The 25,458-nt window shown below is 52.0% G+C and carries 14 protein-coding genes; 12 read left to right on the top strand and 2 right to left on the bottom strand.

The window, feature by feature from the left end:
- Positions 1-48: 48 nt before the first annotated feature.
- Positions 49-5,862 carry an S-layer homology domain-containing protein gene (locus H7F31_RS32940; protein WP_187102298.1) on the bottom strand — a complete coding sequence of 1,938 codons (5,814 nt, stop codon included), beginning with the start codon at positions 5,860-5,862 and terminating at the stop codon, positions 49-51.
- A 431-nt stretch (positions 5,863-6,293) separates the two neighbouring features.
- On the opposite strand from H7F31_RS32940, the gene H7F31_RS32935 reads away from it, so the two are divergent.
- The 8 genes from H7F31_RS32935 to H7F31_RS32900 all read left to right on the top strand — a co-directional run bounded on the left by H7F31_RS32935 (position 6,294) and on the right by H7F31_RS32900 (position 19,902).
- Entirely contained in the window at positions 6,294-7,535 is a 1,242-nt protein-coding gene (locus H7F31_RS32935; RefSeq protein WP_187102297.1) for an AGE family epimerase/isomerase, read from the top strand.
- Between the two features lie 25 nt (positions 7,536-7,560).
- Entirely contained in the window at positions 7,561-9,732 is a 2,172-nt protein-coding gene (locus H7F31_RS32930) for a helix-turn-helix domain-containing protein (RefSeq protein WP_187102296.1), read from the top strand.
- Between the two features lie 168 nt (positions 9,733-9,900).
- Positions 9,901-11,526, top strand: coding sequence for a type 2 periplasmic-binding domain-containing protein (locus tag H7F31_RS32925; RefSeq protein WP_187102295.1), 1,626 nt, complete (start codon positions 9,901-9,903; stop codon positions 11,524-11,526).
- Positions 11,523-12,473, top strand: coding sequence for an ABC transporter permease (locus H7F31_RS32920; RefSeq protein ID WP_187102294.1), 951 nt, complete (start codon positions 11,523-11,525; stop codon positions 12,471-12,473). The genes H7F31_RS32925 and H7F31_RS32920 overlap by 4 nt, the downstream gene beginning before the upstream one ends.
- Before the next feature lie 39 nt (positions 12,474-12,512).
- Positions 12,513-13,400 carry a carbohydrate ABC transporter permease gene (locus H7F31_RS32915; RefSeq protein ID WP_187102293.1) on the top strand — a complete coding sequence of 296 codons (888 nt, stop codon included), beginning with the start codon at positions 12,513-12,515 and terminating at the stop codon, positions 13,398-13,400.
- 42 nt (positions 13,401-13,442) lie between these two features.
- The gene (locus H7F31_RS32910) at positions 13,443-17,858 is read left to right on the top strand and encodes a carbohydrate binding domain-containing protein (RefSeq protein ID WP_187102292.1); all 4,416 of its coding nucleotides are present in this window, start codon (positions 13,443-13,445) and stop codon (positions 17,856-17,858) included.
- A gap of 47 nt (positions 17,859-17,905) precedes the next feature.
- Positions 17,906-18,979: a Gfo/Idh/MocA family protein gene (locus H7F31_RS32905; RefSeq protein ID WP_187102291.1), complete on the top strand. Its 1,074-nt coding sequence runs from the start codon at positions 17,906-17,908 to the stop codon at positions 18,977-18,979.
- A 17-nt stretch (positions 18,980-18,996) separates the two neighbouring features.
- Complete coding sequence (locus H7F31_RS32900) at positions 18,997-19,902, top strand: AraC family transcriptional regulator (protein WP_187102290.1); 906 nt, start codon at positions 18,997-18,999, stop codon at positions 19,900-19,902.
- Between the two features lie 163 nt (positions 19,903-20,065).
- On the opposite strand, the gene H7F31_RS32895 is transcribed toward H7F31_RS32900, so the two are convergent.
- The gene (locus H7F31_RS32895) at positions 20,066-21,112 is read right to left on the bottom strand and encodes a Gfo/Idh/MocA family protein (protein WP_187102289.1); all 1,047 of its coding nucleotides are present in this window, start codon (positions 21,110-21,112) and stop codon (positions 20,066-20,068) included.
- A gap of 214 nt (positions 21,113-21,326) precedes the next feature.
- On the opposite strand from H7F31_RS32895, the gene H7F31_RS32890 reads away from it, so the two are divergent.
- The 4 genes from H7F31_RS32890 (at position 21,327) to H7F31_RS32875 (ending at position 25,411) form a co-directional block, all read left to right on the top strand.
- A complete protein-coding gene (locus H7F31_RS32890; protein WP_187102288.1) occupies positions 21,327-21,599 on the top strand; it encodes a hypothetical protein in 273 nt (90 codons plus the stop codon).
- Positions 21,600-22,067: 468 nt separating this feature from the next.
- Positions 22,068-22,766 (top strand): response regulator transcription factor, encoded by a 699-nt coding sequence (locus H7F31_RS32885; protein ID WP_187102287.1) that lies wholly within the window; start codon positions 22,068-22,070, stop codon positions 22,764-22,766.
- Between the two features lie 3 nt (positions 22,767-22,769).
- A complete protein-coding gene (locus H7F31_RS32880) occupies positions 22,770-24,239 on the top strand; it encodes a sensor histidine kinase (protein WP_187102286.1) in 1,470 nt (489 codons plus the stop codon).
- Complete coding sequence (locus tag H7F31_RS32875) at positions 24,236-25,411, top strand: WD40 repeat domain-containing protein (protein ID WP_187102285.1); 1,176 nt, start codon at positions 24,236-24,238, stop codon at positions 25,409-25,411. The genes H7F31_RS32880 and H7F31_RS32875 overlap by 4 nt, the downstream gene beginning before the upstream one ends.
- Positions 25,412-25,458 lie beyond the last annotated feature (47 nt).

Here is a 25,458-nt window from a genome sequence, read left to right as displayed (position 1 = left end):
TACTTCCGTGATGGGAAGCGGACTTTTTGAACAACCTCTTTAACCCCGTCAATTGTTATCGAGATAAGATAACCCGTTATAGATGAGTTGCGCACTCTCGGCACGGGTGGCCGAATCGTTTGCTTCGAATCGATTCGAAGGTCTGCCTTTGACGATGCCTAGTTCAACTGCTGCATTTACCGACTGGATGGCCCATGCCTGGATGGAAGCAGCATCGCTGAACGTCGAAGCAGTCGGACTAACAGGGAGTGAGTTGCCCTTCTGCAGTTCAACGGCACGCATCAACATCGTGACCATCTGTTCACGGGTTATGGCCGCATCAGGAGCGAAAGAGGTTGCCGACGTACCGTTGATGAGCCCGAAGGAGAAGGCTGCAGCTACATAACGGGCATACCAGCTGTCGGCGGCGACATCGGTGAAAATGCTGCCCTCGTCCTCTACCGGAGTCTGACTGAGCCCCAACGCTCGAACGAGCATCGCAGCGAACTCGCCCCGGGTGACGGTTGCTTGCGGATCAAATCGCGCAGCATGGATTCCCTCCACAATTTGTTTGGCGCTCAGGTCGCGAATGACATTATGCGCCCAGTGGTTGTCTGTTACGTCCGTGTATGTTTTGTTATATTCGAGCAGCGCATAGGAGCCAGGCTCCGTGACTTCTGCTGTGTAAAAGCCGTCCTTCTGCTTGCTCGGCACATAGGTGAGCTTGCCATCGACGTCGATCTTATATAAATAAACCGGCTTATCGCTGACTGCAGCAGCAGTGGTGCGTTCGATCTTAAGAACAACCGGTTCGGCAAATCGGGTCGACGCTGTAACGGTGCCATCGTCAGCGATGGTCGACGCTCCCAGTTCCATCAGTGCAGAACGCTGCCGCAACTGCGCCGACGTAAGTTCGGCGCTCTGTTCCAGCCGATCTTGCGATGCCGCGTCAGTCAGCGGAGCGAACGTCAACGCCATGGATCCGCCCGACGCGTTCGGCGATATTGACGAGGCAAGAGCGCGAAGCGTACCGCCGGTTAAAGTGATTGTCGATGTACCGGATTTGACCTGCAAGCTTTGTCCCTTGAGCAATTCTGCCGCATCAATTGGCAACTGCACGCCACTTTCTTGAGCCGCCAACTGAATCATGATGCTCCCGCCGTCTCCGGCTAGTTTGCTCAGCTCGGAGCTGCTAATTTGCTGCAATAGATTTGCTGAAGGCCCGTTCTCCTCGCCAGGTGTCGTTGTCGGCGGATTGCCTGGACCGTTGCCGGCGGGTGCAGCGTATACAAGAAGCGTAAACTGTGCTTCAATGCCGCCGGAAGCTGCCGTTATTGCCTTGATCGTCGTTTGTCCCGGCGCAATGGCGCGAACCAGACCTGTCACGCTATCAATAGAGGCTACGTTCGGCTTGCTGCTGCTGAAAACGAGACCTTGCGTGACCGGTTTTACCGTGGCGTCGCTGTAAGTTCCGTCTACAGCCGCTGTAGCCGTAGAACCTGCCTGCAGCGAAGCCGGCAGTTTAATGACTGTCGACTGCAAGATAGATACGGGTGATGTGACGAATTTCATGTCGCCCCAATACTCTTGGCCATCGCCTTCGCCGACCCACATGATTTGTCCCCATTTTTCGTCGGCGAATGAGCCATGATTGTCGGTCGCCGCCAGCGTCATGCCGACTCTGAGGTTCTCGCCGGGTGCGAATGGCGTTACTTGCAACGAACTCCACGGAATTGCCGCCTCCATCGTATAACCGTCGCTGCGCAGCTGCGAGGCGATCTGGCCGTCCGTAAACGGCTTCTCTACAGCCCCGTTGTTATGCCCTTCACGGATGAACATATGAGGAGTCGGATGTGGCTCCGGCCCGCTTGCCGTCATAAAGATGCCGTAATCGCCGTCGCGGAAAGCCGATCCGTTTTTGTCCCGCTTGAGATCAAAGAACAGCAGCGTGGCGTCGGACTCGTACATCCGATTGCCGATCTCGGGAAAGTGCAACGAGTCGTCGGTCCGCTCCTCGAGCAAGTATAGATTATCGTTGTCCCAACGCATGCGGTATTTGCTAACCGACCGCGGATCGCGTACGACGGTGCCATACGCTTTCACATCGGGAGATTCCTTGCTCACCGTAATTTCTTCCGCATCGGCCCATTCGGCCGGATCGGCGACGCCGTCGATTGTGATAGACTGCGATGTTTTTACCGAATTGTAAGTGCGAATCGTGTCGGACATATCCCCGCCGTTCTCGCCCAGGAACCGGTAGTACGTATACGGGTCGACGACTTCGAAGTTCAAGTCGGGATATTGCTGCCTCACGTATTCTACGGCGTCGAAGATGACGCTTGGTTTGGTCAAAATCGTTCGAAAGCTGAAAAAGTTCGAGTTGCGCTGCAACATTTTTGCCATCGTGTCGCCCATTTTTTGCGTATCCGTAAATTGCACACCGAGATCGGTTACTTTGCCAAAAGGCGTACCGTTTACGATCGGCTGATCGAAGCCGGAATTATTGCCCACGCCCAGCGGCGAGAACGTGCTGTACGATTGCTGGACGCGCAGCGAGGCGGCGCCAGAATTGCCGCTAATCAGGAAGCCGGTAATATCAAGATCGAAACGATCGAACAGTCTCGCATTATAATCTTCCCAAACGTCGAGGAAATCCGGTAAACCGTCCGGGCGATTGTGGGCTTCCAGCATCATCGGGTTCAAGTAGCCTGCACCGTTATCGCTAGCAACGAAATAATCATTGGGCTTCATCGTCTCGTAGATATAGTTGAACACTTGCGGCACGCGATCGGCCGCGTTCGGCACGAACGACCAGGCGAGCGGGATTTCACCGCGCTTCGGATCGTTCCATAAAGCCGGAAGCGCGCCGGAAGTCCAGGCCGAAGCATCAAAGTCGCTCATGTAGAACATAATGTACTTCTTATTTTTATCGTATATTTTACCGTTATCGCCCTTATCGTTGTTCTGCTTCAGGTTGGCGTTAAGCGGAACTTGGCGGAATATAGAAGCGTTTGTCAGACCGATCATTCCGTAAGCATCGGCATCCATCTGCCCGTTATACTTGGAGATGATGTCGGCATAACCCCATTCGGCCGGAACGGGATCAAGCGCCGCATTAGGATCTGCATAGGTCGTATATTTAATAAACCAAGGCACGAAGCCGCCGATCGTTATAATTTGCGCGCCGGCCCGACTGTTCTGCGAACGAAGCAGCTCGATAAACGTCCTGTAGTCGCTTCCGAGCGGCTGAGTGGGATCATCGTTCGGAACGCTGGTTTCGTCCGGGCTCAAATCGAAGAAAAAGGCTTTGCGGGCGATATAATAGTCCGCATTCGGCAGCGACGAATTAAACAGGTCGGAATAGAAAACCGGTTCACTAGGAATCGCTTCTTCGTCCGGAAGCTGCGGTACGGTGCCATCTGCCGATACGGTGATCATGCTGATCCACGAGTTGCCGAACCACGCGTCGCCGTCACGAATCATCCGCGCCGCGAATTCGTAGGTGCCCGCTGTCTGCGGCGAGCTTAACGAGAAACGGAATGTGCGGGTTTGACCAGGGGCGACCGTTTCCCCTTCCTCGAGATAAATGCGCTGATCGTTTGGTGCATTCGTGAATCCGTCTTTGTAATTCGTCCAGCGCAGCTGATTCGAGGTGGCTGCAGCCAACCGGTACAGGTCGGCTTTCGTCCAACTGCTCGTGCCTGTATTGGCGAAAGTGAGAGACAGCTCCGTTTCTTCGCCCAGCTTCATTGCCTGCGGGACGTAGGCGGACACGATTGTGGCAGCCATCGGCACGTTAGTCGGTTCAGGGGTGGCAAGTTGCTGTTCGACGACAATCGTTCGTTCCAACTGGTTGCCGCTCCAAGTTACGCCGTCCCTGATCATTTGTGCAGCAAAGCGGTACACGCCTGGCTGATCGGGTGCTTGGATTGCGAAACGGAACATCTTCGATTGCCCCGGCGCAACCAACTCCTGCGGATCGAGCAGCACGCGCTGATTGTCCACGCTCTCCGCAAATCCGCCATTTAACCGCTTCCATACCAGCGAATTAGTCGACAGCGATGCGAGTTTGTCTAGCGCGCTCATGCTCCATGGCTCATCGCCTGTGTTCATTACTGTAATACTTACTTCTGCCGTCTCTCCGGCTATGATCGCATCCGGCAGCGAAGCGGACACGATGTCGGCATTCATGCCCTGGTTTGTCGCGGCAGGCGGCAAGTTTAACTGTTCCTCAGCCGGCCCAGCCGGCAGTTGCCCATCGGCTGTGACATAGATCGTCCGCGTCGCTTTGTTCGGTCCGATCCATTGCACGCCTTCTTGGAGCAGCGCGGCGCTGAACTCGTAAGTACCGGACTGTGTAGGGGCGATGATATGGAAGGTAAATGTTTTGACTTCGTCAGGAGCGACCTGCTCGTTGTCGTCCAAATATACGCGTTGACCCATCGGGTTAGCAGGATCGTGTTCGCCATTCGGGCTGCTCCAGACGAATTCATTTACAGTGGCGCTGAGATCGGGAGCCACCCAAGCGCCCAGCCTGACGTTCGCCGCTTTCGTCCAAGCGGCGCTCCCTGTATTCCGATAGGCGACCGTTACCTGGGCCATAGTTCCCGGTTGCATCGCGACAGGCAATGCCGCGATCTCCAACCGGGCGGCGTACGGTTCCGGTGAGATTGCCATCGGATTAATGGATTGTACAGTCGTTATCGTTTCGCTGTGCTTATAGGCGATAGGGAGTAGGCCGCCATCGGACGAAGAAGGGATGGACCTTGCCTCGTTCGCTACGACTGCGATGTCTCGGGACAATCCTGTGCCGACCATCATGGCTTCGCCATCACGTACCATCGTGGCGCTGAATGTATAAGTGCCTGCGGTATCCGGTGCCTTGATTGTGAACCGGAACTGTTTGGTTTCACCGGGTTTGATCTCATCATCCGTACTCAGGAATACCCGCTGATTGTTGATACTGTCGGAGAAGCCGCCATTTAGATTGCTCCAGACGAACTGGTTGGTGCTGGTCGATGCCAGTCGGTCATTGGCCGCCAACGTCCATGGCGAGGAGCCTGTGTTCTCGATCGTAATCGAAATATCGGCCGATTGGCCGGGTGTCAATGTTTTCGGAATGTAAGCCGACACAACTTTTGCGCTCAATTTGCTGGCGATCACGCCCCACGAAGCGCCGTCCAAGGCGTTTACCATCAGCGCCGGATTCGTCAGGCCTGCGTCCAAGTAATTGATTTTCGCCCAGATGTACGCATCGTTTTTGGCGCTCCCGGTCGATGGTGCTCCGTCGGTGCCTGGTATCGTGCCCGAACCGGTAAACATCCCGACGAGGTCCTTGCTTACCGGCCACAAGTCACGCTGGGTCACCACTTCATCGTATACACTGCCCGGATTGTCATCGTAACGTATCGGCAGCAAGTTTTCGACGCCGGCGATCGTCGAAGCGACGTTGGCGGTTGCGGGAACGTCCTCATCCCACAACACAACACCTTCTGCGGCATCATGCAACAGATCAAGCAGGTCAAAGAAATCGTCTACCTCGACTTGGTCGTAGTCAGATAACAGCTTGTCCTGTCCGCTTAATTGCTCCAGCCAGAAATTGTCGATGTCCAAATTGGATTGTTGTGCAATTCCGTTGGACTCGAAGTGAAAATAGAGCTGCGGCTTGTCGCGATTCGCGAGCCCCTGCAACGCGCTGGCCAGCTTTAAATAATCGTAGGCAAGCTTCGAACTGACGCTTTTTTTACTATCGATAAATGCTTGCAAGTCAAAAACGTACAGCTTGTCTTGGATGCTCTCTGCCTTGACTGGGGGCGGAACAGCCATGCTTCCTGCAAAAAGAAATAGAACCAGAAGCAGTGATGTCCATGCGCTAAACTTCATTGTTATTTTCCACCTTTCGTATAGTTGCTTGCATGTTGTATGTAAACGCTACCCGCAGTGTGGCGGTTGTTGCTCGCCAAATGTTCAGGTTGCGATTGACATCGTTCGTCCAGCAGACAAATGTAACCGCTTTAATTTAACTAAAAGGTAAAAGCAAAATGGCAGATTCGATTACTTTGTATATTAAAAATATAGAGGACATTGGATTGGAGCGTCCATCCAATATCTTTTGTATTTATGTAAGAATATTGGGATTTCGGGATTATCATCTCAAGCGCCAGGCTGTCTCCTGCCGGAGAGGGTTGGCGCTTTTTTTGCGTCATAACGGAGCCGCGCCAGGCCAAAAACTTTTGTTTTGATATTTTGAAACCAGGGTTTTATAATTGGGTGTACAAAGTCCATTCAGGCAATTAAATGGGGGAGTGTTGGGAATGAATAAAAACAAATTAATCGCTTTTTATGTCAATGAATTGGAGACAAACTTCTGGCCGTTCTGGGAGAAAGCGGTTGATGATGAGTTTGGCGGCGTTTATACTTGTTATAATAACGATGCTTCGGAGCGGATCAGCACCAACAAATATACCTGGTCTCAAGGCCGTTTTTTGTGGATCGTCTGCGAGCTGTATGGATTGACCAAAGCCGGGATTATCAGGCTGGATGCACAAAGGCTGCGGGAAATCGCCGATCAAACCTGGCAGTATTTAAAAAACCGGGCGCTTGCGGATAATCTTCATGCCATATTTGCGCTGACCAGGGACGGGAAACCGCTTGAAGGGCAAGAGGATCTCAGTATTTACGCCGATTATTTTCTTGTGTTGGGCATTAATAAATATGCCGAAATATTTGGAAACCGGGAAGCCTTTGAACTGGCCAAAAAGGTATATGAGACGATCAAACAAAGGCTGGCGTCAGGCGATTTCAAGACGGAGCCTTACCCTGTACCGGCAAGCTGGGCCGCCCATGGCTTGGAGATGATACGGCTTAATACCGTGCAGGAGCTTGAGGCAACAGCCAAGCAGTGGGATCCCGACTATGCCGCCATAGCCGGGGGCGACGTCAAAGCTCTGCTGAGCGCCATTCTGGATGGATTTACAAGCGAAGACGGCACAATCAGCGAATTAACAACATCCGATTCGGACGAACAAGCGCAAACATTGCTGGGACGGCATATCAATCCGGGACATAGCCTTGAATCATTGTGGTTTCAACTGCACAGTCTGGAGCATTGGGAGGAGCGGGACAAGGAGCGGGTTATTCGCAAATTGTCCACGACCGCCCTGCGGACGCTGGAGCTGGGTTGGGATCATCAATTCGGAGGTCTTCTGAGATTTGTTGATCGGGAGGGCGGCGAACCGCGTGGGGAGAAGCGGGATGATCCTTATGAACAACTCATTGTGGATACATGGGATGTCAAGTTATGGTGGCCGCATTCCGAAGCTCTTTACAGCTCGCTGCTGTTCCATGAGATGACCGGCGAAGCGAAATTTATGGAGTGGTATCAATTGCTGGAGTCTTATTCTTTTGCCACGTTCCCCAATCCTGACCCGCAGATTCGGGAATGGATTCAAATCCGCAGCAGAACCGGAGAGCCATTAAACAAGGTAGTGGCACTGCCGGTCAAAGATCCGTTTCATATTATCCGGAATTTTATTCTGATCCTTAAACTGCTCTAGGAATAGGTTGTGTAGGAGGAACAACATGAACAAGCTGCTGCTGCAGATTCGCCAAATGACATTTCGTCGCAAAATTCTCCTTTATTCCATTGTACTTAGCCTATGCCCGGTTCTGGTTATGGGCTTTTTATTTACGGTCATTACGACAAACGGCATTCAGCGCGAAGTTAATCATAATCAGGAAATTGTTCTGAGCCAGCTGGAGTCGGAAATCAATCGTTATATGTTAAGCATTGATGCTGCGTCCCTGCGGCTCGCCGATGATCCGCATATTCTGAAATCGCTGCAAGTCGGGGTGTCCGTCGATCAATTGCAGCCTTCATTAAATATGATGGATGTTTTGCAAAAAACGATAAATGCCTCGCAAATCCAATTGGAAGCGAGCTTGTATTACAATAAATACGATGTCCTGTATTCGACGCGTTCCGGTATTGTACGTGAACCATCCGATGCTTTAAACGATGTTCTGGACCTTGCCCTTCAGCATTATGACCAAGCAAGCTTTATTCCTCCCGGCCAGTCGCCCGACCCTTCTGAATCGCTGTTTGTACGGACGGTACCGCTTAATAGCCGCGCGCCGCTTGGTTACCTGGTATTGCATGTGAAAATGAACAGCTTGCAGCGGCTTGCCGATCAGCTCGACCCCTCGGGCATTCGCCAACTGCTGATTATAAGCGATCAAGGCGATATTTTGGCTGCTCCTCCGCAAATCATGATGGAGAACGGGCAAAAGGATCACTCGTCTTTATTGGCCAGCTTGCAGGACCCGGGCAAACGGGGCGTCATTCAAATGAATGAACATTCCTATCATGTTACCGTTATGCGTTCGCCGCTGCATCAATGGTATTACATTGCGCTTACATCATCGGAAGAATTGGCGCGCCAGGTCAGCGCGATTCGCTGGCTTACGTTTGGCATAGCCGGGATCCTTGCTTTAATTTGGCTCATTATTGCCTTCCTTGCCTCCGGGAGAATGTATCGCCCGATCCAGGCGCTGCAATCCAGACTTGCCGACCAGCAGCTTGACTTGAACGAGCGGATGCTGCAACGGATGCTGCAAGGCGAAGTATCCGAGGAAGAGGCGGCGACCTATGTCGATACGCATCAATTGAAGCTGAAGGGATCTTATTATATGGTTTGTGCGGTCTCCATTGATTCTTTGTCTCGCCAGGCGCAAGCAGAGCAGGAGTATAACCGCAGACTGGAACAATATGCCTTGCGCAATATGGTTGCCGATGCTGTCAGCGCATTTGGCGCTAATGAGCTGGCTTCACCCGGTTATGGACAAATCGTCGCGATAGTGGGTCTGGACAGTAGCGATGGCGCGATTGAACAGATGCGGAAATACATACAGCCTGTATGCGATCAAATAACCAGAATGTTTGATTTCACCGTATCTGTTGCGATCAGCTCGCCGCGTCCCGGCTACGCGCGGTTATTCGATTCTTACCGCGAGACCTCTGAGTTGCTGCAATACCGCTGGATTAAAGGACCGCGGCTGATTCTTGATCCGGCCGATCTGCAGCCTTCACTCCAACATTCCAGCCAAACGCTGATCAACTGGAAAAATGAAGTTGTGGATTGTTTGAAAAGGGGCTTATATGATGAGGCATGCGACAAGCTTGTACTCATGCTCGACACCATGCCCAAAACGTTAAGAAATGCCGACGCTTTGCTCGGACTATTTACATTTATGCTGGAAGAAATCGATCTGTATTTGCAAAGTGTCGGTTATGAATTAAATGATTTGTTCGAATATGATGTGTTTGATTATTTGTTCGAGTTGCATTCGCTGGACGATGTTTACAACTGGATGACCACAACTGTATTTGCCACCGTAAGATCGCATATTGAAAGCCACAGTTTGTCTCATGCACAAACGGTTATTCCGCAGGTGCTTGCCTATATCGAACAGAACTACCAGACCGATTTGTCGTTGCAGCATTTGGCTGATCATTACAAGATTTCGTCCTTTGTATTAAGCCGATCGTTTAAAGAAGTGGTTGGCATCAACTACAAGGACTATTTGCTTCATTTTCGCATGGATAAAGCTAAGGACTGGCTGGCCCATACGGATATGCATATCAAGGATATTTCAGAACAGCTGAGATATACTTCCGTACAAAACTTCACGCGGGTATTCAAACAAATTGTCGGGATGCCGCCGGGCAAATATCGCTCCACTCATATGAAATAAGCCGTTGCAACAAATGATAATTGTGCATTAATTTTGCGGATGACATAATGGGACACATCGATGCAATACCAGCGCTGGATAAACATTAGATGCCAAATGAAACAGGAATGTAAGCGCATGCAGCAAGCGCGATATTCCGCGATACGCATTTATTCAGGAGGGGTCCAATTGGTCAGAAACCGCAAAACATTGAACTGGAAGTCATTATCCTCATTTATTCTTGTGTGCTCCATGATGCTTTCAGCTTGTTCCTCAGGCGGAGATCAGAAGGGAAACACGGGCCAAAGTCCGGCAAACGGGAGCCCGGCGCCAACTTCCGCTGCAAGCGAACCACCCAAAGAAGAGCTTCCGAAGCTAACCCTCGATTGGTTTGTAACAGCGCCTGCCAATGCCAATTTGCCTTCAAAAGCCGAAGATTTTGTCATCCAGGAAATTGAAAGCCGCTTTAATGTGGATCTGAATCTGACGTATATGGCAACCGGCAATGACTATGTGAACAAAACGAACACGCTACTTGCATCCAATCCACCGATCATGTTTCGCGATGCCAATGGAGACGGAGGGAATAAATATATTCTTGACGGCTTGATCGCGGATATGACTCCTTATGTCACTCCGGAGAAAATGCCAAACTACTTTAAATATTGGATTACGGAGCTGGAGTTGGAGCGGTATCAGGTTCAGGATCAATTTGCGCGCGCCCCGATTCCTTATGACCGCAATATTTATCGAACCTTGTACATTCGCAAGGACTGGCTTGACAATTTGGGCTTGGGCGTGCCTGCGAATTATGACGAATACGTAGAAGCGCTTCGCCAATTCCGCAATAATGATCCGGATCAAAACAGCAAAAAGGATACCTATGGATTTACGACTGCTGGAAACGGCGAGGCGCTTGGGCTGGAGTGGCCGGAATATTTGAACAATGGCTTGCCGTTCCCGCGCAATATTGAAAACAACGTCTTTAAGGATATGCAGGTTAATCCGGAAATTCAATTTGTAATTGATGATATTGTTCAATTAATCGAGGAGGATTTGATCGATCCGGACTGGTATTTGAACAAAGCGCCTCAGCATATCGAGAAAGCGATTCAGGGTCGGGCAGGCGTAGTCATGGGAACAACGCTTAATTTTGCTTATGACAGCAACCCGGACGGCATACAAGCGAGAACCAAGCAATTATTTCCAGATGCCGAATGGGTGCCGATGAATTTATTCCCGGATATGAATCAAGCGGTTAAACCAAATCCCGGAAATCCATTCCTGTTTTCCAAAAAAGCGGCCGACCGCCACCCGGAGCAGGTTGAACGGACGGTGGCGATTCTGGACTGGCTGGCAGGCGAAGAGGGTTATGTGCTGACGCATTACGGTCAGGAAGGCGTTCATTATAACCGTGCCGGCAATGAAATTACGCTGGATATCGACGCTTATACCAAAGGTATTATTCAAAAAGGAAACTTCCTGTCGATTTGGCAGTTTTCCACGCCGGTGGAGGCGCCTGAACAGTTTGGATTGACGGTGATTGATCCGCGCATGACGGACCGCGACCGCGAAATTAAAGATTATTTCCAGACGATCAAGCTAATTGAAAACGAAGGCGTTTCTTATATTGCTCCTGAAGGGTTTGATCTTGCAGCATTCCGCAAGCGTCAGCGCGAGCTGCAATCCAAAGCGGTGCTGGAGGACAAGTCCGGCAACAATTGGCCGGCCTACTATGAAGAGCTGTTGACGACCTACAAGGGACAGCAACTGTTCGACAAATATTCGGAAACATTAAAGGCGGTTATGCAATGAATCGCGAAGTGCCGGCCTTCTTAAGCCGACGCGGTATTACCGGAAGCAGATTGAACCGGCGGCTGTATATCAGCCGCTGGTACTATCTTATGATGGTGCCGGGCTTGCTGTATTATTTGCTGTTTCATTATTTGCCGATGGGCGGCTTGCTGATCGCTTTCCAGGATTATAATTTGATGGAAGGAATATGGGGCAGCGCTTGGGTCGGATTTAATAATTTTATTGTTTTGTTTGAATCTCCGGATTTTTGGGTGATTTTGCGCAATACGCTTGTGATCAGCCTATACCGGATTTTATTTACGATGACGCCAGATATTATATTGGCTTTATTATTAAACGAGGTGCGTATTCGCTGGTTCAAACAAATGGTTCAATCGATTACGTACGGACCTTTTTTCTTGTCCTGGGTCATTATTTATGGATTGGTGTTTGCTTTCCTCGCTCCGGAAGCGGGGTTGATCAGCTCATGGTATCGTGATATGGGCTGGGGAACGCTGAATTTGATGACGGACAAGGACTGGTTTCGTCCCATTTTGATCATAACGGATGTTTGGAAAAGCACCGGGTACGGGTCGATTATTTATTTGGCGGCAATCGCTTCGATCAACCCCGAATTGTATGAGGCGGCGGTGGCTGATGGGGCCGGGCGATGGCGCCAACTCTGGCATATTACGCTGCCGGGTATTCGAAACGTCATTATTCTTTTGCTTATTTTGCGCATTGGCCATATTATGGACGCCGGATTTGAGCAAGTGTATATCTTCCTGAACGCGCGTGTATACGAAACCGGCGACATCATTGATACATGGGTGTACAGACGCGGGATAGAACAACTTGATTTCAGCGTGGCCGCAGCCGTCGGCTTCTTTAAATCGGCGATTGGCCTTACGCTTGTGCTGGGCGCCAATTATATAGCGAAACGGACCAATGGCTCGGGTATTTGGTGATGGAGTTGGAGCAACTGTGAGAGGAGCGGGAATCTATCGATGGGGTCGACTATACGCACCCGCGCGGATAAAGCGGCAGATATTTGCATTATAATCCTATTGTCCCTTTGTGCGTTAGCGGCATTGTTTCCGCTATATTATGTGGTCATTATGTCGATGACGCCGATCACGGAAGTATTGCGCAGCGGCGGCTTTGTTTTGCTGCCCCGGGAAGTAACGTTTGTTGCTTACCGCGAGTTGTTCGCCAGCCCGCGCATCCCGAATGCGCTGCTGGTCAGCGTTACCGTGACGGTTGTCGGAACTGCGCTTAGCCTGGCGGTATCCGCCTTGCTTGCTTATCCGCTTTCGAAGGCTTTTGTGCTGGGACGCAATTTTTTTCTGATGGCGATTGTATTTACTATGTTGTTTAATGGCGGACTTATTCCTACCTATCTCGTCATCTATCATTTGCAGCTGTACAATACGCTGTGGGCGCTTATTTTGCCCGGGATGTTGTCCACCTTCAATTTATTGGTGATGAAAACCTATTTCGAAAACTTGCCCGCAGAGCTGGAGGAAGCGGCGCGTGTTGACGGCTGCGGGGAAATTCGAACGTTGCTGCAAATTGTGCTGCCGTTATCGCTGCCGATTCTGGCCACCCTTGGACTATTCTATGGCGTAGCATTCTGGAACGATTATTTCAAAGGGCTTATGTATATTTCCGATACCAGGCTTCAACCGGTGCAGTTTGTGCTGCGGAATATGATTCAGACGCCCAGCGTGAGCCAGGAGCTCGGGACGCTGGATCCGACTGCGCTGTCGCAGCTTCCTCCGGAAACGCTGAAAATGGCCGCGGTTGTGGTGACGACCCTTCCTATTTTTATGGTTTATCCGTTTTTGCAAAAATATTTTGTAAAAGGCATGTTGATTGGCGCGGTAAAAGGCTAGTCCTAAGATGAGTTTATGACTTGTTGAAGCGGAGGCGTTGTTGTGAGAAAGCAACTTGGTATGCTGCTGGCAATCTGTCTTATCGTCTGTCTGATACCTATCAAAGCCGGGGCAACGGACAGCAGTCTGGACGCGTTTCTTGTATCGGATCAATCGTACAATAATGGAAGGGGCGCAAGCGATCGCCCATTCTCGCTTGGCTGGGGACAATATCAGGTGTCCGAAGGTTATATGAACTTATATGAGGCTACCGGAAATACGGATTGGCTGGATAAAATGGTGGATCAATCGGGGCGTATTTTTGCGCTTGCCCAGGATCAGGATCATGACGGCCTGTTGGGCTGGCCCAATGCGGCATACGCCCATTCTCAAATTAAAAACAGCAATTTTAACGTTGTCGGCGGACATGCATCAGCTGAAAATATGCTGCAAAACGGTTCCTTCGAACAGGATGTCAACAGCGATCTCGTTCCGGATGGTTGGCTGCAGGAAGGCGATCCTTCCCGCAGCTATCGCTCCGTCGTTCCGGACATTGCCATTGATGGAACGGCGGTTGCAGCCGTAGAAACCGATGGCAGCTCGGACAACCGGATTGTACAGGAGCTTGGCTATACGCCGGGAACAACTTATGCCGTAGAAGCATTGGCCGGACTGACAGATGAACAATTCCAGGCTCGAATTGAGGCCTACAATGTGACCACCGGGCAAGTCATCGCCTTTGAACGCATTCATCATATCGGAATGGAGCAATATGTCTTTGAGTTCAAAGCTCCGGCAAGCGGCGTCATTCAAATCAGGCTTGGTTTTGAAAATAAGGGCGCTGCGGGCGGGAAAGCTTATTTTGACCGGGTTAGCGTCAAAGCCTCCGCTTTGCCCCGGCAACCGCTTGTAGCCAACGGCGAATTCGAGACGGTGGACAGCTATGACGCCACAATGCCGGCACACTGGAGCCGCTGGCATACATCGACAGCCGCCAATATCTACTTGACGTCTTCGCCATCGGAAGCTTATGAAGGGGAGAAAGCGCTTGTTGTGGAAACAGACGGCTCCTCCTGGGAGGTTGCCGAACAGGACATCGCTTATGAACCGGGCGAAACCTATACCGTAACCTGGAGAGGGCGTATTGCCGGAGGAACCGGAACGATATATGGCAGATTGGCCGTATACAATGCAACGCAGAACGCAATAATCGCTTCGCATGTTTTTAACGATACCGACTGGACTTATTATTCACTCACGTTTACAGCGCCTGCCGCATCGGGTGAAACCGTTCGTCTTCGGCTTTATCAGTCGGCTTATACCTTGCCCGGCTTCAAAACCTATTATGATGCCATTGAGATGGAAGCAAGCAGCGAGCAATTGGCCGGCAATGGCGATTTTGAGCGGATTCAAGCGCTGGACGCCACAATGCCTGAAGGCTGGACGCGCTGGGCGCAATCGAACTCTTCCAATGTGTATTTGGAGGATAACCCGGCCCATGTCTACAAAGGCGATTATTCTTTGGCGATTACAACCGACGGGTCTTCATGGGAAATAGCGGAGAAGTCGATCGATTACGAACCCAATGTGCAATATGAAATGTCCTTTTATGGCAAAGTATCAAGCGCCGTTGCCGGCGGCCGGGCGCGTGTCGTCAATATGACGACCAATGAGCTGCTGGGCGATATTACGTTTACAAGCACGGACTGGCTTAGCCGCAAATTTACCTTTATTGCCCCTGCGCTGCCGGGGCAGGATGTACGGATTCGTCTTTTCCAAACCAATAGCTCGTATACGGGTTTTACGTCCTGGTTTGATCATATTGCGATCCGGATTGCCGCTCCCGTCGAACAATTGCTTAAAAATCAAAATATGGAGTCGGTGGACCCGGCGGATGTGACGCTCCCGGCCAATTGGAAGCGGGGCGTTGGGACGACGGCAACGAATGCCTATTTGACAGGCGCTCCGCTGTCCATGTCAACACGCCATACCGGATCGCGTGGGGCGGCCGTGAAGGGGGATCATAGCGCCGACAAAATGCTGGTGCAAAATGTCGCTTATTTTCCGTCCACCTTGTATGAACTCAGTGTCAATAACCGGGTCGCCTCGACATTGGGAGAAGGGCGGATTTCGGTATACGACTTGACCGATCAGGTTGAACTGGCTTCCATGCCACTGCGCGATATCTCATGGACCAAACGCAATCTGTCCTTTATTTCGCCAGATGAATGGGGCCATGAGCTGCAGGTGCGCTTGATTGTAGACGATGCTCAGCCGGCTGATTTTATCGCCTATTTCGATACTTTGCTGCTCAGGCTTGTGGCGCCATCCGAAGCGGCAGGCTGGGAGCGGATAGACACGCCTGTCGAACGCGCCAATCGCATCAACGGTGCAATCGGCGGTTCTGCGCAAGCCTGGATTTATGCGCTGAGCGATGATGGGGTTTCGCGTGCAAGCGTGTCGCAAACCATCTATAACTACGCGCCGGAGGAGTCCTACGCCTTTTTGGTTACGGCCAAGGCCTCTCCGGGAGCAACCGGGGTTATTCGCGTAGTGGACGATACATCAAGCACTGTGCTTGCTGAAACGACTTTTTCGAACAGCAACGGTTACGCGATGACGCCTCTTGTATTCGAGACGCCATCCGGCGGTCATGTCATTCGGCTTGAGCTTGCCCCGGCTGCAGGCAGTTCCCTGGGCGACCAAATCTACATTAGCCAGGTGGAGGGCGGACAGCAATGGGATCAGATGGTGCAGGAAGCCAATATTGTAAATCCAATGCTTCGTTTCGCCGATATGGTGAAGCGCGACCCGTCGCTGCATGCCGATTATTTGACTTACGCTGAAGATTATATTGCCTATGTCGCCGAACAAATCGTTCACAAATGGGACCCGTACTGGCGGCAAATATCCGGTGTTGACGGGCAAAACAATGGAGTCGGCATCTATATTATTCCGAACGGGCTTAGTACCGAATGGTTCCCGGGCCGCACTTTGGCTCATAATCAATATTTGGCGTTTGCCCGCATGTTGTATTTGCTCTACGATGCAACCGAAAATATGCCGCTTTATGCAGCGGAACGCGATTTTTATTTAAGCCGCGCCAACGATATGTCCAGAGCGTTCAAGTCGATGCTGGAGCCTCATCCGTTAAATACGGAGCAGTCAACGGATGCTTACCTGTGGAGATATTGGGATAATATGGGGGCGTGGGATAACTATCATTACTACACCAACCCCGGCGAAGATATTTCCCATGCCGCATTAACCTTGAGCGGCCCGCTTCAGGCGTATTTGACCGGTCAAGTATTCAGTATGGAGGATATGAAAAAGTTTGCAAGAACGTTTACCGACATTATGTGGAACCAAAGCATGACGGATCCGATTATTTCCGGTTATAATTTCCGTTTGCCGACGGCTCCCCAGGATTATACGCTGACAACCCATTATCATTTATGGGCGAACTATGCCCAGTTTGATCCGGCCATTGCAGATATTACCCGTCAGGTGTGCGAGCAGAATACATGCTCTGTTTATTTGAACTCCATTCTTGCGCAATGGAGCCGCAACAAGCTGCTTAACACCGGTTTTGAAACGATTGACACGCAGCATTCCGACCAGGCGATGTTCTGGGAGCCATACGGCATGGTAACATCCGGAAGTGTGAAACGTGTGCAATCCGATGCAGCCAGCGGGAAATGGTCGATATCCATAACGGGAGACGGCAGCACCGCCATTGGCTTGCAACAGCAGCTTGCGGATTATGAACCCAATACTCCATACCAATTCAGCTTGAAGGCCAAAGCTTCGGCCATTGAGCCAGTTGTGGTAGAGGTGTACGATGCTACTGCCGCAGTGATGTTGGGCGCCGGCACCGTAAGCGGCGTCGATTGGACCTCTTATTCGCTGCTTGCCAACATGCCCGCCGCCGCCGGTCATGACATTCGTATTCGGGTGTATACGGTGGGCACAGCTAATGTGGACGATGTGCGCGGACTGCCGGAGCTGTATCGTTCGCAGCTGCCTAACGGCGGATTCGAAACAACGGATCTTTGGGATGATATACTTCCCAAGTATTGGAAGAGAGGCGACGACAGCAGCGCAGAAACGGTTTATTTGGAAAATACGGCGCCGGACACCGGTTTGCAATATTTGACTTTGGAAACCGCCGCAGACGGCAGTCCGCAGCAACTCAATTTTGTATGGAACGGCTATGAGCCGGGCGCATCCTACACTTTAACGGCAACAGGCAAAACTGCCGGGGCCCCGGCGGGAGGCAAAATTACAATAACCGATATGAGCAATGCGGCGGTGCTTGCGGAGCTGACCTTCACGAGTGCAAGTTGGGTCACCGATTTGGCAACCTTTACGACGCCGGCGGCATTTGATCATCGTTTGCTTGTGACTGTTACCCACGATGACCCGACCGAACCAGGCGGACGGTTTCAAGCGGATAGCTTGGGCATTTATTTGAACTGATTAAAGATGATGATTTTGCTGATCAAATGAGGTGGTGGAACAAATCTATGAAAACTTTGCGTTTAGGGATTGTCGGTTGTGGCGTGATGGGCGATGTTTATTTGAAGGCAGCGTCCTCGTTGCCATCCGCTGAGTGTATTGCGGTTGCCGATTCTGATGAAGCGCAGGCTACGACATTGGCAAGCCGTTATGGAGTCGATACCGTCTACAGCGATGCCGAACAGTTATTTGCGGATGCGCGGGTTCATGCCGTTATTTTGGCGATCCCGACACGGGTCAGAACGAATCTGGCGCTTCGTGCGTTACAGGCAGGCAAACATGTGCTGCTGGAAAAACCGGTAGCCTTGAATGCCGCAGATGTCCAGACGCTGATTCGGGCTCGCGGCTCGCTGATTGCAGCCTGCTGCTCATCGAGATTGCGGCTGCAGCGGTCAGCCCGGGCCGTTGCCGGAGTATTGGCAAGCGGAGCGATAGGCGAACTGCGGATCATTCGCAGCTGCTGGCAGTTTCCTGTACGGCCGCGGCCGGAGAAGCTTCCGCCAAAGTGGCGGCTTTCATCCGCGGAGAATGGCGGCGGCAATATGGCTAATCTGGGCTCTTATATATTGGATTATTTGCTTGGCGTGCTGGATTGGCAGTTGGAGCCGGAGCTAGTATTTGCGCGTACCTGGGGGATTCCGGATATTCTTGTCGATCATGTGCCGGAGGACAGCGATGGGGAATCGCTGACCTCCGCGATGATTACTTTCCGCAGCGGGCCGGCGCTGCTGCTCGAGCAGGGAGAAAGCTTTATCGCCAAGCAAGCCGACTCGATCTGGAAAATGATTGGCACAACCGGAACATTATCGTTTCAAATCTTGCCGTCCACGCAACGCATTGTGCTCGAGCGTTATCATGCCGATCAAGTGATCGAAGAAACCGTCTGGGAAGGCAGCGAAACGTTCCCGATGGCGCAAGAAGGTTTGATTGATGATTTTGTGCAAGCGGTCCTGACGGGTAGGCCGCCCGCCACTACGCTTGAGCAGGCGTATGTTGTTCGCGAGCTGCTCGATTGCATCTATGCTTCCACCCACCAGGGAGCGGCCGTCCCGTATACCCCGCTTCTTGCCCCGGGCTGCTAGGGAGGGAGGTGTTCGTTGTGCATTATGAAAAGCTTGAGCTGCAAGATCAACTGACGGTGCGCAAGCTGATTTCCTTTTTTTATCTGGAGATGTCGGCTCATTTCCGCAGCAACGGCGAAAAACATCATTTTTGGGAATTGGTGTTTGTCGACAAAGGCAAGCTGGAGGTGGCGATCGATGGGGAGGTTTTTCTGCTTGAGCAAGGGGAGCTTGTTTTTTATCGCCCCGATGAATATCATGTTGGCGGAGCCGCAAGGCGGACGGCCCCCAATATTATGATCTTGTCGTTTGAATGCGATTCTCCCGCGATGGAAACATTTATGGAGCAGCGAATATTTTGGCCGGATGAGAAGGAACGGGAGCTGCTTTCGCTATTGGTCAAAGAGTGCCAAGAAGCTTTCGAGCCTGTCGGAAGGACGAGGCAGGGCAGCCTGCTGCAGCGCCGGGCCAACGCTGAATTCGGTTGTGAACAGCTCATTCGCCTGTATTTGGAAAGCTTCCTGATCCATCTGATTCGCAGGCATAATAAACTCAGCCGGCTCCAGCAGGCCAAGCCGATTACCATGGTCAAGGAAAACAGGGATAGGGCGATTGTAAATGCGATTATTGCCTATTTGGGGCGCCATGTATCCGACAATCCATCCATCGATCAGCTATGCCATCGGTTTACGATTAGCAAAACGTATTTGAATACGGCGTTTCGTCGAATGACCGGCGCAAGCGTGCAGGCCTATAGCAGAAACCTGAAGATTGAGCTTGCCAAAACGATGATACGCGAGGAGTCGTATACGTATACGGAAATTTCGGAACGACTCGGCTACACCAGCATCCATTATTTCTCCCGGCGCTTCAAACGCGAGACGAATATGACGCCGACCGAATACGCCAGAACTATCCAATCCAAGGTTCGGCGGATTGAATAGCGGTTGCCGCCCGGCAGCGAGACGAGCAACAGGCGCCGCGAAGCGGAGTGGTATGACGAATCGGGCAACGTGACGAGGCGAGTAAGCATGACGAAGCGTAGCAAGCATAATGAAGCGGAGCAGCATATTGCTGCTCCGTTTCGCCATATATATGGGAATCGTTTTATTGAGTAATGGCTTCGAGGCCAAGGCCTCTTAAATCGGCAACGATATCATTGTGCTCCGCCTCATACAGCTTCCAGATGACGCGTAGCCCTTGCAGACTGGAGAGGCCGTCGGTGATCGGCTTCTGACCGGTCTCGATGCAATCCAGGAAATGCATTGTCTCAAATTGTGTGAATTTGCCGGATTCAAATTCCATTAACACTTTTGTTTGCGAATCGTTGTTCAAATCCGCTTTTTCTGGATTCAGACCGGTATGGGCATACAGCTTGCCTTCCCGCAAATTGATTTCCAGCATGCCTTCTGTGCAATGGGCGTGCAGGCTCCAGCCAAGGCGTGTGCCGCGTGCTCCCCAAGTGCCGAAGTGATAGCCCATGGCGCCGCTTTCAAAGGCGATGCTTACGCTGCTGGTTCCTTCTTTTTCCATCCAAGGAGTTCCGTAATTGGTTCCCAGATGCGTGCCTCGCACCGGATTGCCGAGAAACCATAACAGAAGATCTACATAGTGGCAGCCATGGCTGAAAAACTGCCCGCCGCCCAAGCGGTCAGCGGACAAAGCCCAGTGCCCTTCCTCATAACGTGTATATTGCTCGGTCCATACGGATAGTTGGAAACAGTCGCCGTATGCCTTCGAGTCGATCAACTCCTTCACTTTCAGCACGACGGGCCAGAATCGTACCGGATAAGCGACCATCAGTATTTTGCCAAGCTCATCAGCCGTTTGTGTAAGTTTCAGACATTCTTCCTCCGTGTTGCACATTGGCTTCTCCATCAGTACGTGCTTGTCGGCATGCAGGAAAAACATCCCAACCTCAAAGTGAAGATCATGCGGCAGCGCAATAAGAACAGCATCGACATGATCGACCAAATCCTGATAACACTTGAATACCTGAGCCGTTCCAAGCGCATCCGCCGCAGCCTGAGCGCGTTCCGTGATCAAATCGCAAGTTACCGTAATGATCAAGCGGTCGCTCAGTTCCAAATATCCTTTCGCATGGCTTCCCGCCATACCGCCGCAGCCTACAATGCCAAGTCTGATTTTCGACATATTTGCCGGTCTCCTTTTTAGTCGTTAATGGGAATGAGGGATTCATACTTGTATTGTAAAAGCAATTGCGCTTCATGACTTTACCCTGACGCTCATTTATTTTGCACTTAGGAAAGTATATAATTTCGAGTCACTTTAGAAGCATGGGAGCGAATCCTCGCGCATCTTGGAGAGATAAGCCGCATACAGCTTCTTCTGCTCAGGAACAGCTCACTTGATTGCAGCGTCTCAATCTTCTCCGGCAGTGCGCTCGCACCGCACCTGCGGTTCGCTTTATGTGGAGACCGGCGATAACAGCTATACGCTCTCCGAATTTGGCAGCGCATACGTAGCAAGGAGTCTCTATTTGGCAGGCAAAGTTGACGCATCCCGCAGCACGGCAGTTGTGATTGATCAGGTTTCCTATAACGTTTCCTTCGTTCCTTCCGTATTCAAGACGACTAACGGGATTACGGAAGCAACCATGTATCGAATCACGGACTGTTAACCGGAGACGGCGCAGGAAATTATGCGCCCGAACGATGCGATATCACGAGCAGAGTTCGCAACGCTCATCCATCGCGTATTTAATTTGCCAGAGCAGGCGGAAGACGCCACTCCGCCACTCCGCCTGCTGCGTATGAATTCACAGTACAGGCGATTATTGCCGGCGTAGCGACAGAAAATGAACGCCCGGACATCGCCATTACGGCTGATCCGCAAGCCTCCGTGTTGAAGAATACTTCCTTCGAAATCGGATACGGGGAGGATGTTCATGCCCGGCCTTGGCAATATGGGTGCGGCGGCCAACCGGCATCCTGTGTCAGTGGCTCACCATTAACGGGGAGCCACTTCTTTTTGTTGATTATAGGATTTCGATGTATTGAAGCCCGTTACATCTTGATGACAACTTCGTGCTATGATGGAGGCAAACTTTCGCCCTGCTGCAGCAGGGCATACGGGAGAACGCCGACCAATGGAGAAAACAAAGATTCTGATCATTGAAGACGAAGCGGCAATCGCGGAGCTGCTGGCATACGGATTGACGAGAGAGGGCTATGAGGCGCAGACCGCCGGGAACAGCGCCGAAGGGATGCGGGAAGTAGAGCGATTCCGCCCCGATCTGCTCATTCTCGACTGGATGCTGCCGGATGGCAGCGGGCTGGACATCTGCAAGAAGGTGACGGCGAGCCACAACATTCCGATCCTGATGGTGACAGCCAAGTCCGACATCACCGACAAAATACTCGGTCTGGAGTTCGGAGCCGACGACTACATCACGAAGCCGTTCGACCTTCGCGAGGTTATCGCGAGGATCCGCACCATTTTGCGGCGATTCGCTCAAGCGAGCCAGGCCTCGCAGGAGGAAGCCGGCGGAGAAACGCTGCGCTTTAATCATATCGAGATTATCCGCGGCGAACGATTGGTAAAGAGGCATGGCGAGACGGTGGACTTAACGCCGAAGGAGTTCGATCTGCTTCTTAAGCTGTGCGGCAACCGCGGCAGAATCTTTACGAGGGAAGAGCTGCTGGAGCTGGTCTGGGGCTACGATTACGTTGGAGAAACGAGAACCGTCGACAACCATATCCAGCGGCTGCGCAAGAAGCTTGATGTCGGCGAACTGATTACGACGGTATTCGGGATTGGCTACAAATTCGAGAAGGATGCGGATTAAGCCATGCGCGGGGGATTCCGGTCCATCAGGACCAAATTCATCGTCGGATTTTTCCTCATCTTCGCGGTGTCGTTTCTGCTCCTCAGCTGGACGGTTACGAATATCATCCAGACCAGCAATCAGAAGATTATAACCGACGATCTGATCGGGCTCAAAAAAACAAGCAACAATTATGTGCGTCAAGCGTTTATGATCAATCACTTCGGCAATGACGATATCTACTTCGGACAAATCGCGGAGGAAATGATCAGCGATCTGAGGTACGCCATGTCGAGCGAGGTCAGCGCCTACACGGTGGACGGCGAGCTCATCCATGCATCCGACGAGTCCGCGTTTTCGGGCGCGGGGGAAGACGACCTTAAGCAGGCAACGCGGGGAGCGACGGCTTATACGATTTCCTATGAGGGCGGGACGGCAGCGGTTTATTATTCCTATCCCGTCGTTATCGACGGCGTAAAAGTGGGCATTCTTCGTTATTCGAAGCCGTTCGACCTGCTCTATGAGCAATCCGACCGGATATTAAATGCCGTCTATTACATCGCGCTGGCGATCTTTGGCGCCGCGTTCCTGTTTTCGTATTTGCTGTCGCGGCATATTTCGGTGCCCCTGTCCAAGCTGGAAGGCGCCTCGACCGAAGTCATGCAGGGAAACCTGGACGTCCGGCTTGAGGTAAACAGGCGCGACGAGATTGGCCGGCTGGCGGACAACTTCAACGACATGATCGGTCAGCTCAAGAGCCAGATCGGGAAGATCGAACGGGATCGGGATCGGCTGGAGAAGCTGCATCTGCAGGGCAAACATTTCTTCGATAACGTCACCCATGAGCTCAAGACGCCGCTTACGTCCATTCTGGGCTATGCGGAGCTTATCCGGGAGAACGGGGAGAGCGATCCCGCGTTTTTCCGCAAGGGTATGGATCATATCGTGGGCGAAAGCCAGCGGCTGCACGGCATGGTCGTATCCCTGCTGGAAACGTCGAAGGAGCAGGGAGGCTGGGAGGACAGCGGGCGGATCGAAGCCGGATCGCTCCTAAGGGATGTATGCGACGCCATGTCTTTCAAGGCGCAGCGTTACAAGAAGGCCATCCGTTGCGAGACTGGTAATGAGCTGCTCGTCGAGGCTCAACCGGACAAGCTCCGCCAGCTGTTTATCAACATCCTCGACAACGCGATCAAGTATAGCGATCCCGGGGCGGAGATCTTAGCAACGGCAAGCTCGGCAGCGGCAGAAAACGTCAGAATCGTGATCGCCAATTCGGGCCAGCCGATCCCGCAGGAGAAGCTGGCAAGCTTGTTCCAGCCCTTCGGGGCCGAAGGCAGAGCAGCCAGAGAACAAGGCAGCGTCGGTCTCGGTCTAGCTATTGCCAAGTCGATTATGGACGAACTTGGCGGCACGATTACGATGATGAGCGAAGATGGAATGAACAAAGTAACCATGGAGCTGCGCGGCGCGAAAGCGGGGAGGACTGTATGAAGCGGAAACGTAATTGGAGAATAACTGGAGCGGCATGTCTCCTTGCCGTCCTGCTGCCGCTTGCGCTTTCCGCCTGCGCGGGAGCGCTTAAAACAGAAACGATCATCATACCGGATGCAACGGAAGAAACGCCTGCGGCGATAGGCGGCGACGCGTTCGAGATCGACGCTCTGTACCGGCTCCCGAACGGGGATGTCAAGTACGCCGGCTTGTTCCAATGGATCGGGAACGACGAATTGATCCGCGTGACGTGGGGCTTCAAGGGCGACATCATTGTCGACAAGTATAAAACCCCGTTCGAGAAGGCTGAGCGCGTTCGCGAATTGGACGGTTATCTCCTCGATATCGGAAACATGTCTACGGACGGGCGTTACCTCATCGGGTACTCCTACAGCGAGGACGCCGGACAGGAGTCCGCGTTGACGCTTGTATCTCTCGAAAGCGGGGAGGAGAAGGAGGTGAGCTCGCTCCGCTCCGTTCTGAGGATGGGCTCGAGAAGCATTACATGGTCTGGCGACAGCGCATACTTTTCGTTTTTTACCTTTACCGAGCAGGGGGAGCTTGGCATCGGAGCTTACCATATGGAGAGCGGATCCATGAAAACGTACAGGATGCCGGAGCCAAGCGAGATTGCGTTTTATTATTCCGTCAGGTTGTCGGAGGATGGAAAAAGCGCAATCGTTATTAAAGAAGAGAAGGGAAAGCCACAGTTCTTTGTGCTGGGCAAGCTGGAGGAAGGTGCGTTTATCCCGCAATATGAGCATACGATGCACCAGAACGGCTCGGTAGATTGGATCGATCGGGACCGGATCGCGTTTACCGGCTCGGACGGCACCTTGTTCGCCCATGATCTCCGCAATGACGGTTATGCCGTGCTGCTGGACCAGGTCGGGAATTTTGCCTTGTCGCAGGATCGATCCTTCATTGCCTACTCAACCCCTGATGCAACCGTCGAGGTAGCGAAGCTGCAAGGGAACAATCTGTTGCACAAAACAACGGTTTACCGAGGCATTGTCGCGGATGGGCTGACATGGAGTCCGGATGGGGGCTCCCTGCTCATCCAAGGCCGGAAACCCTACGACGATGCGGCTGCCTTGCAGCCGGCGGCGAAAGAAACCGAGGCTGTGGATGACAACAGCTTCCAGCAGATCGTGATCGACTTTCGTTCATGACAATCAAACATTGGTGCAATCGTGATCGACTTCAGCCATAGGAAACA

Source organism: Paenibacillus sp. PAMC21692, from assembly GCF_014303795.1.
In the GTDB taxonomy this organism is placed as follows: domain Bacteria; phylum Bacillota; class Bacilli; order Paenibacillales; family Paenibacillaceae; genus Pristimantibacillus; species Pristimantibacillus agaridevorans.
Note: the sequence above shows the minus strand (reverse complement) of the source record. Positions and strands in the feature narration are given on the sequence as shown.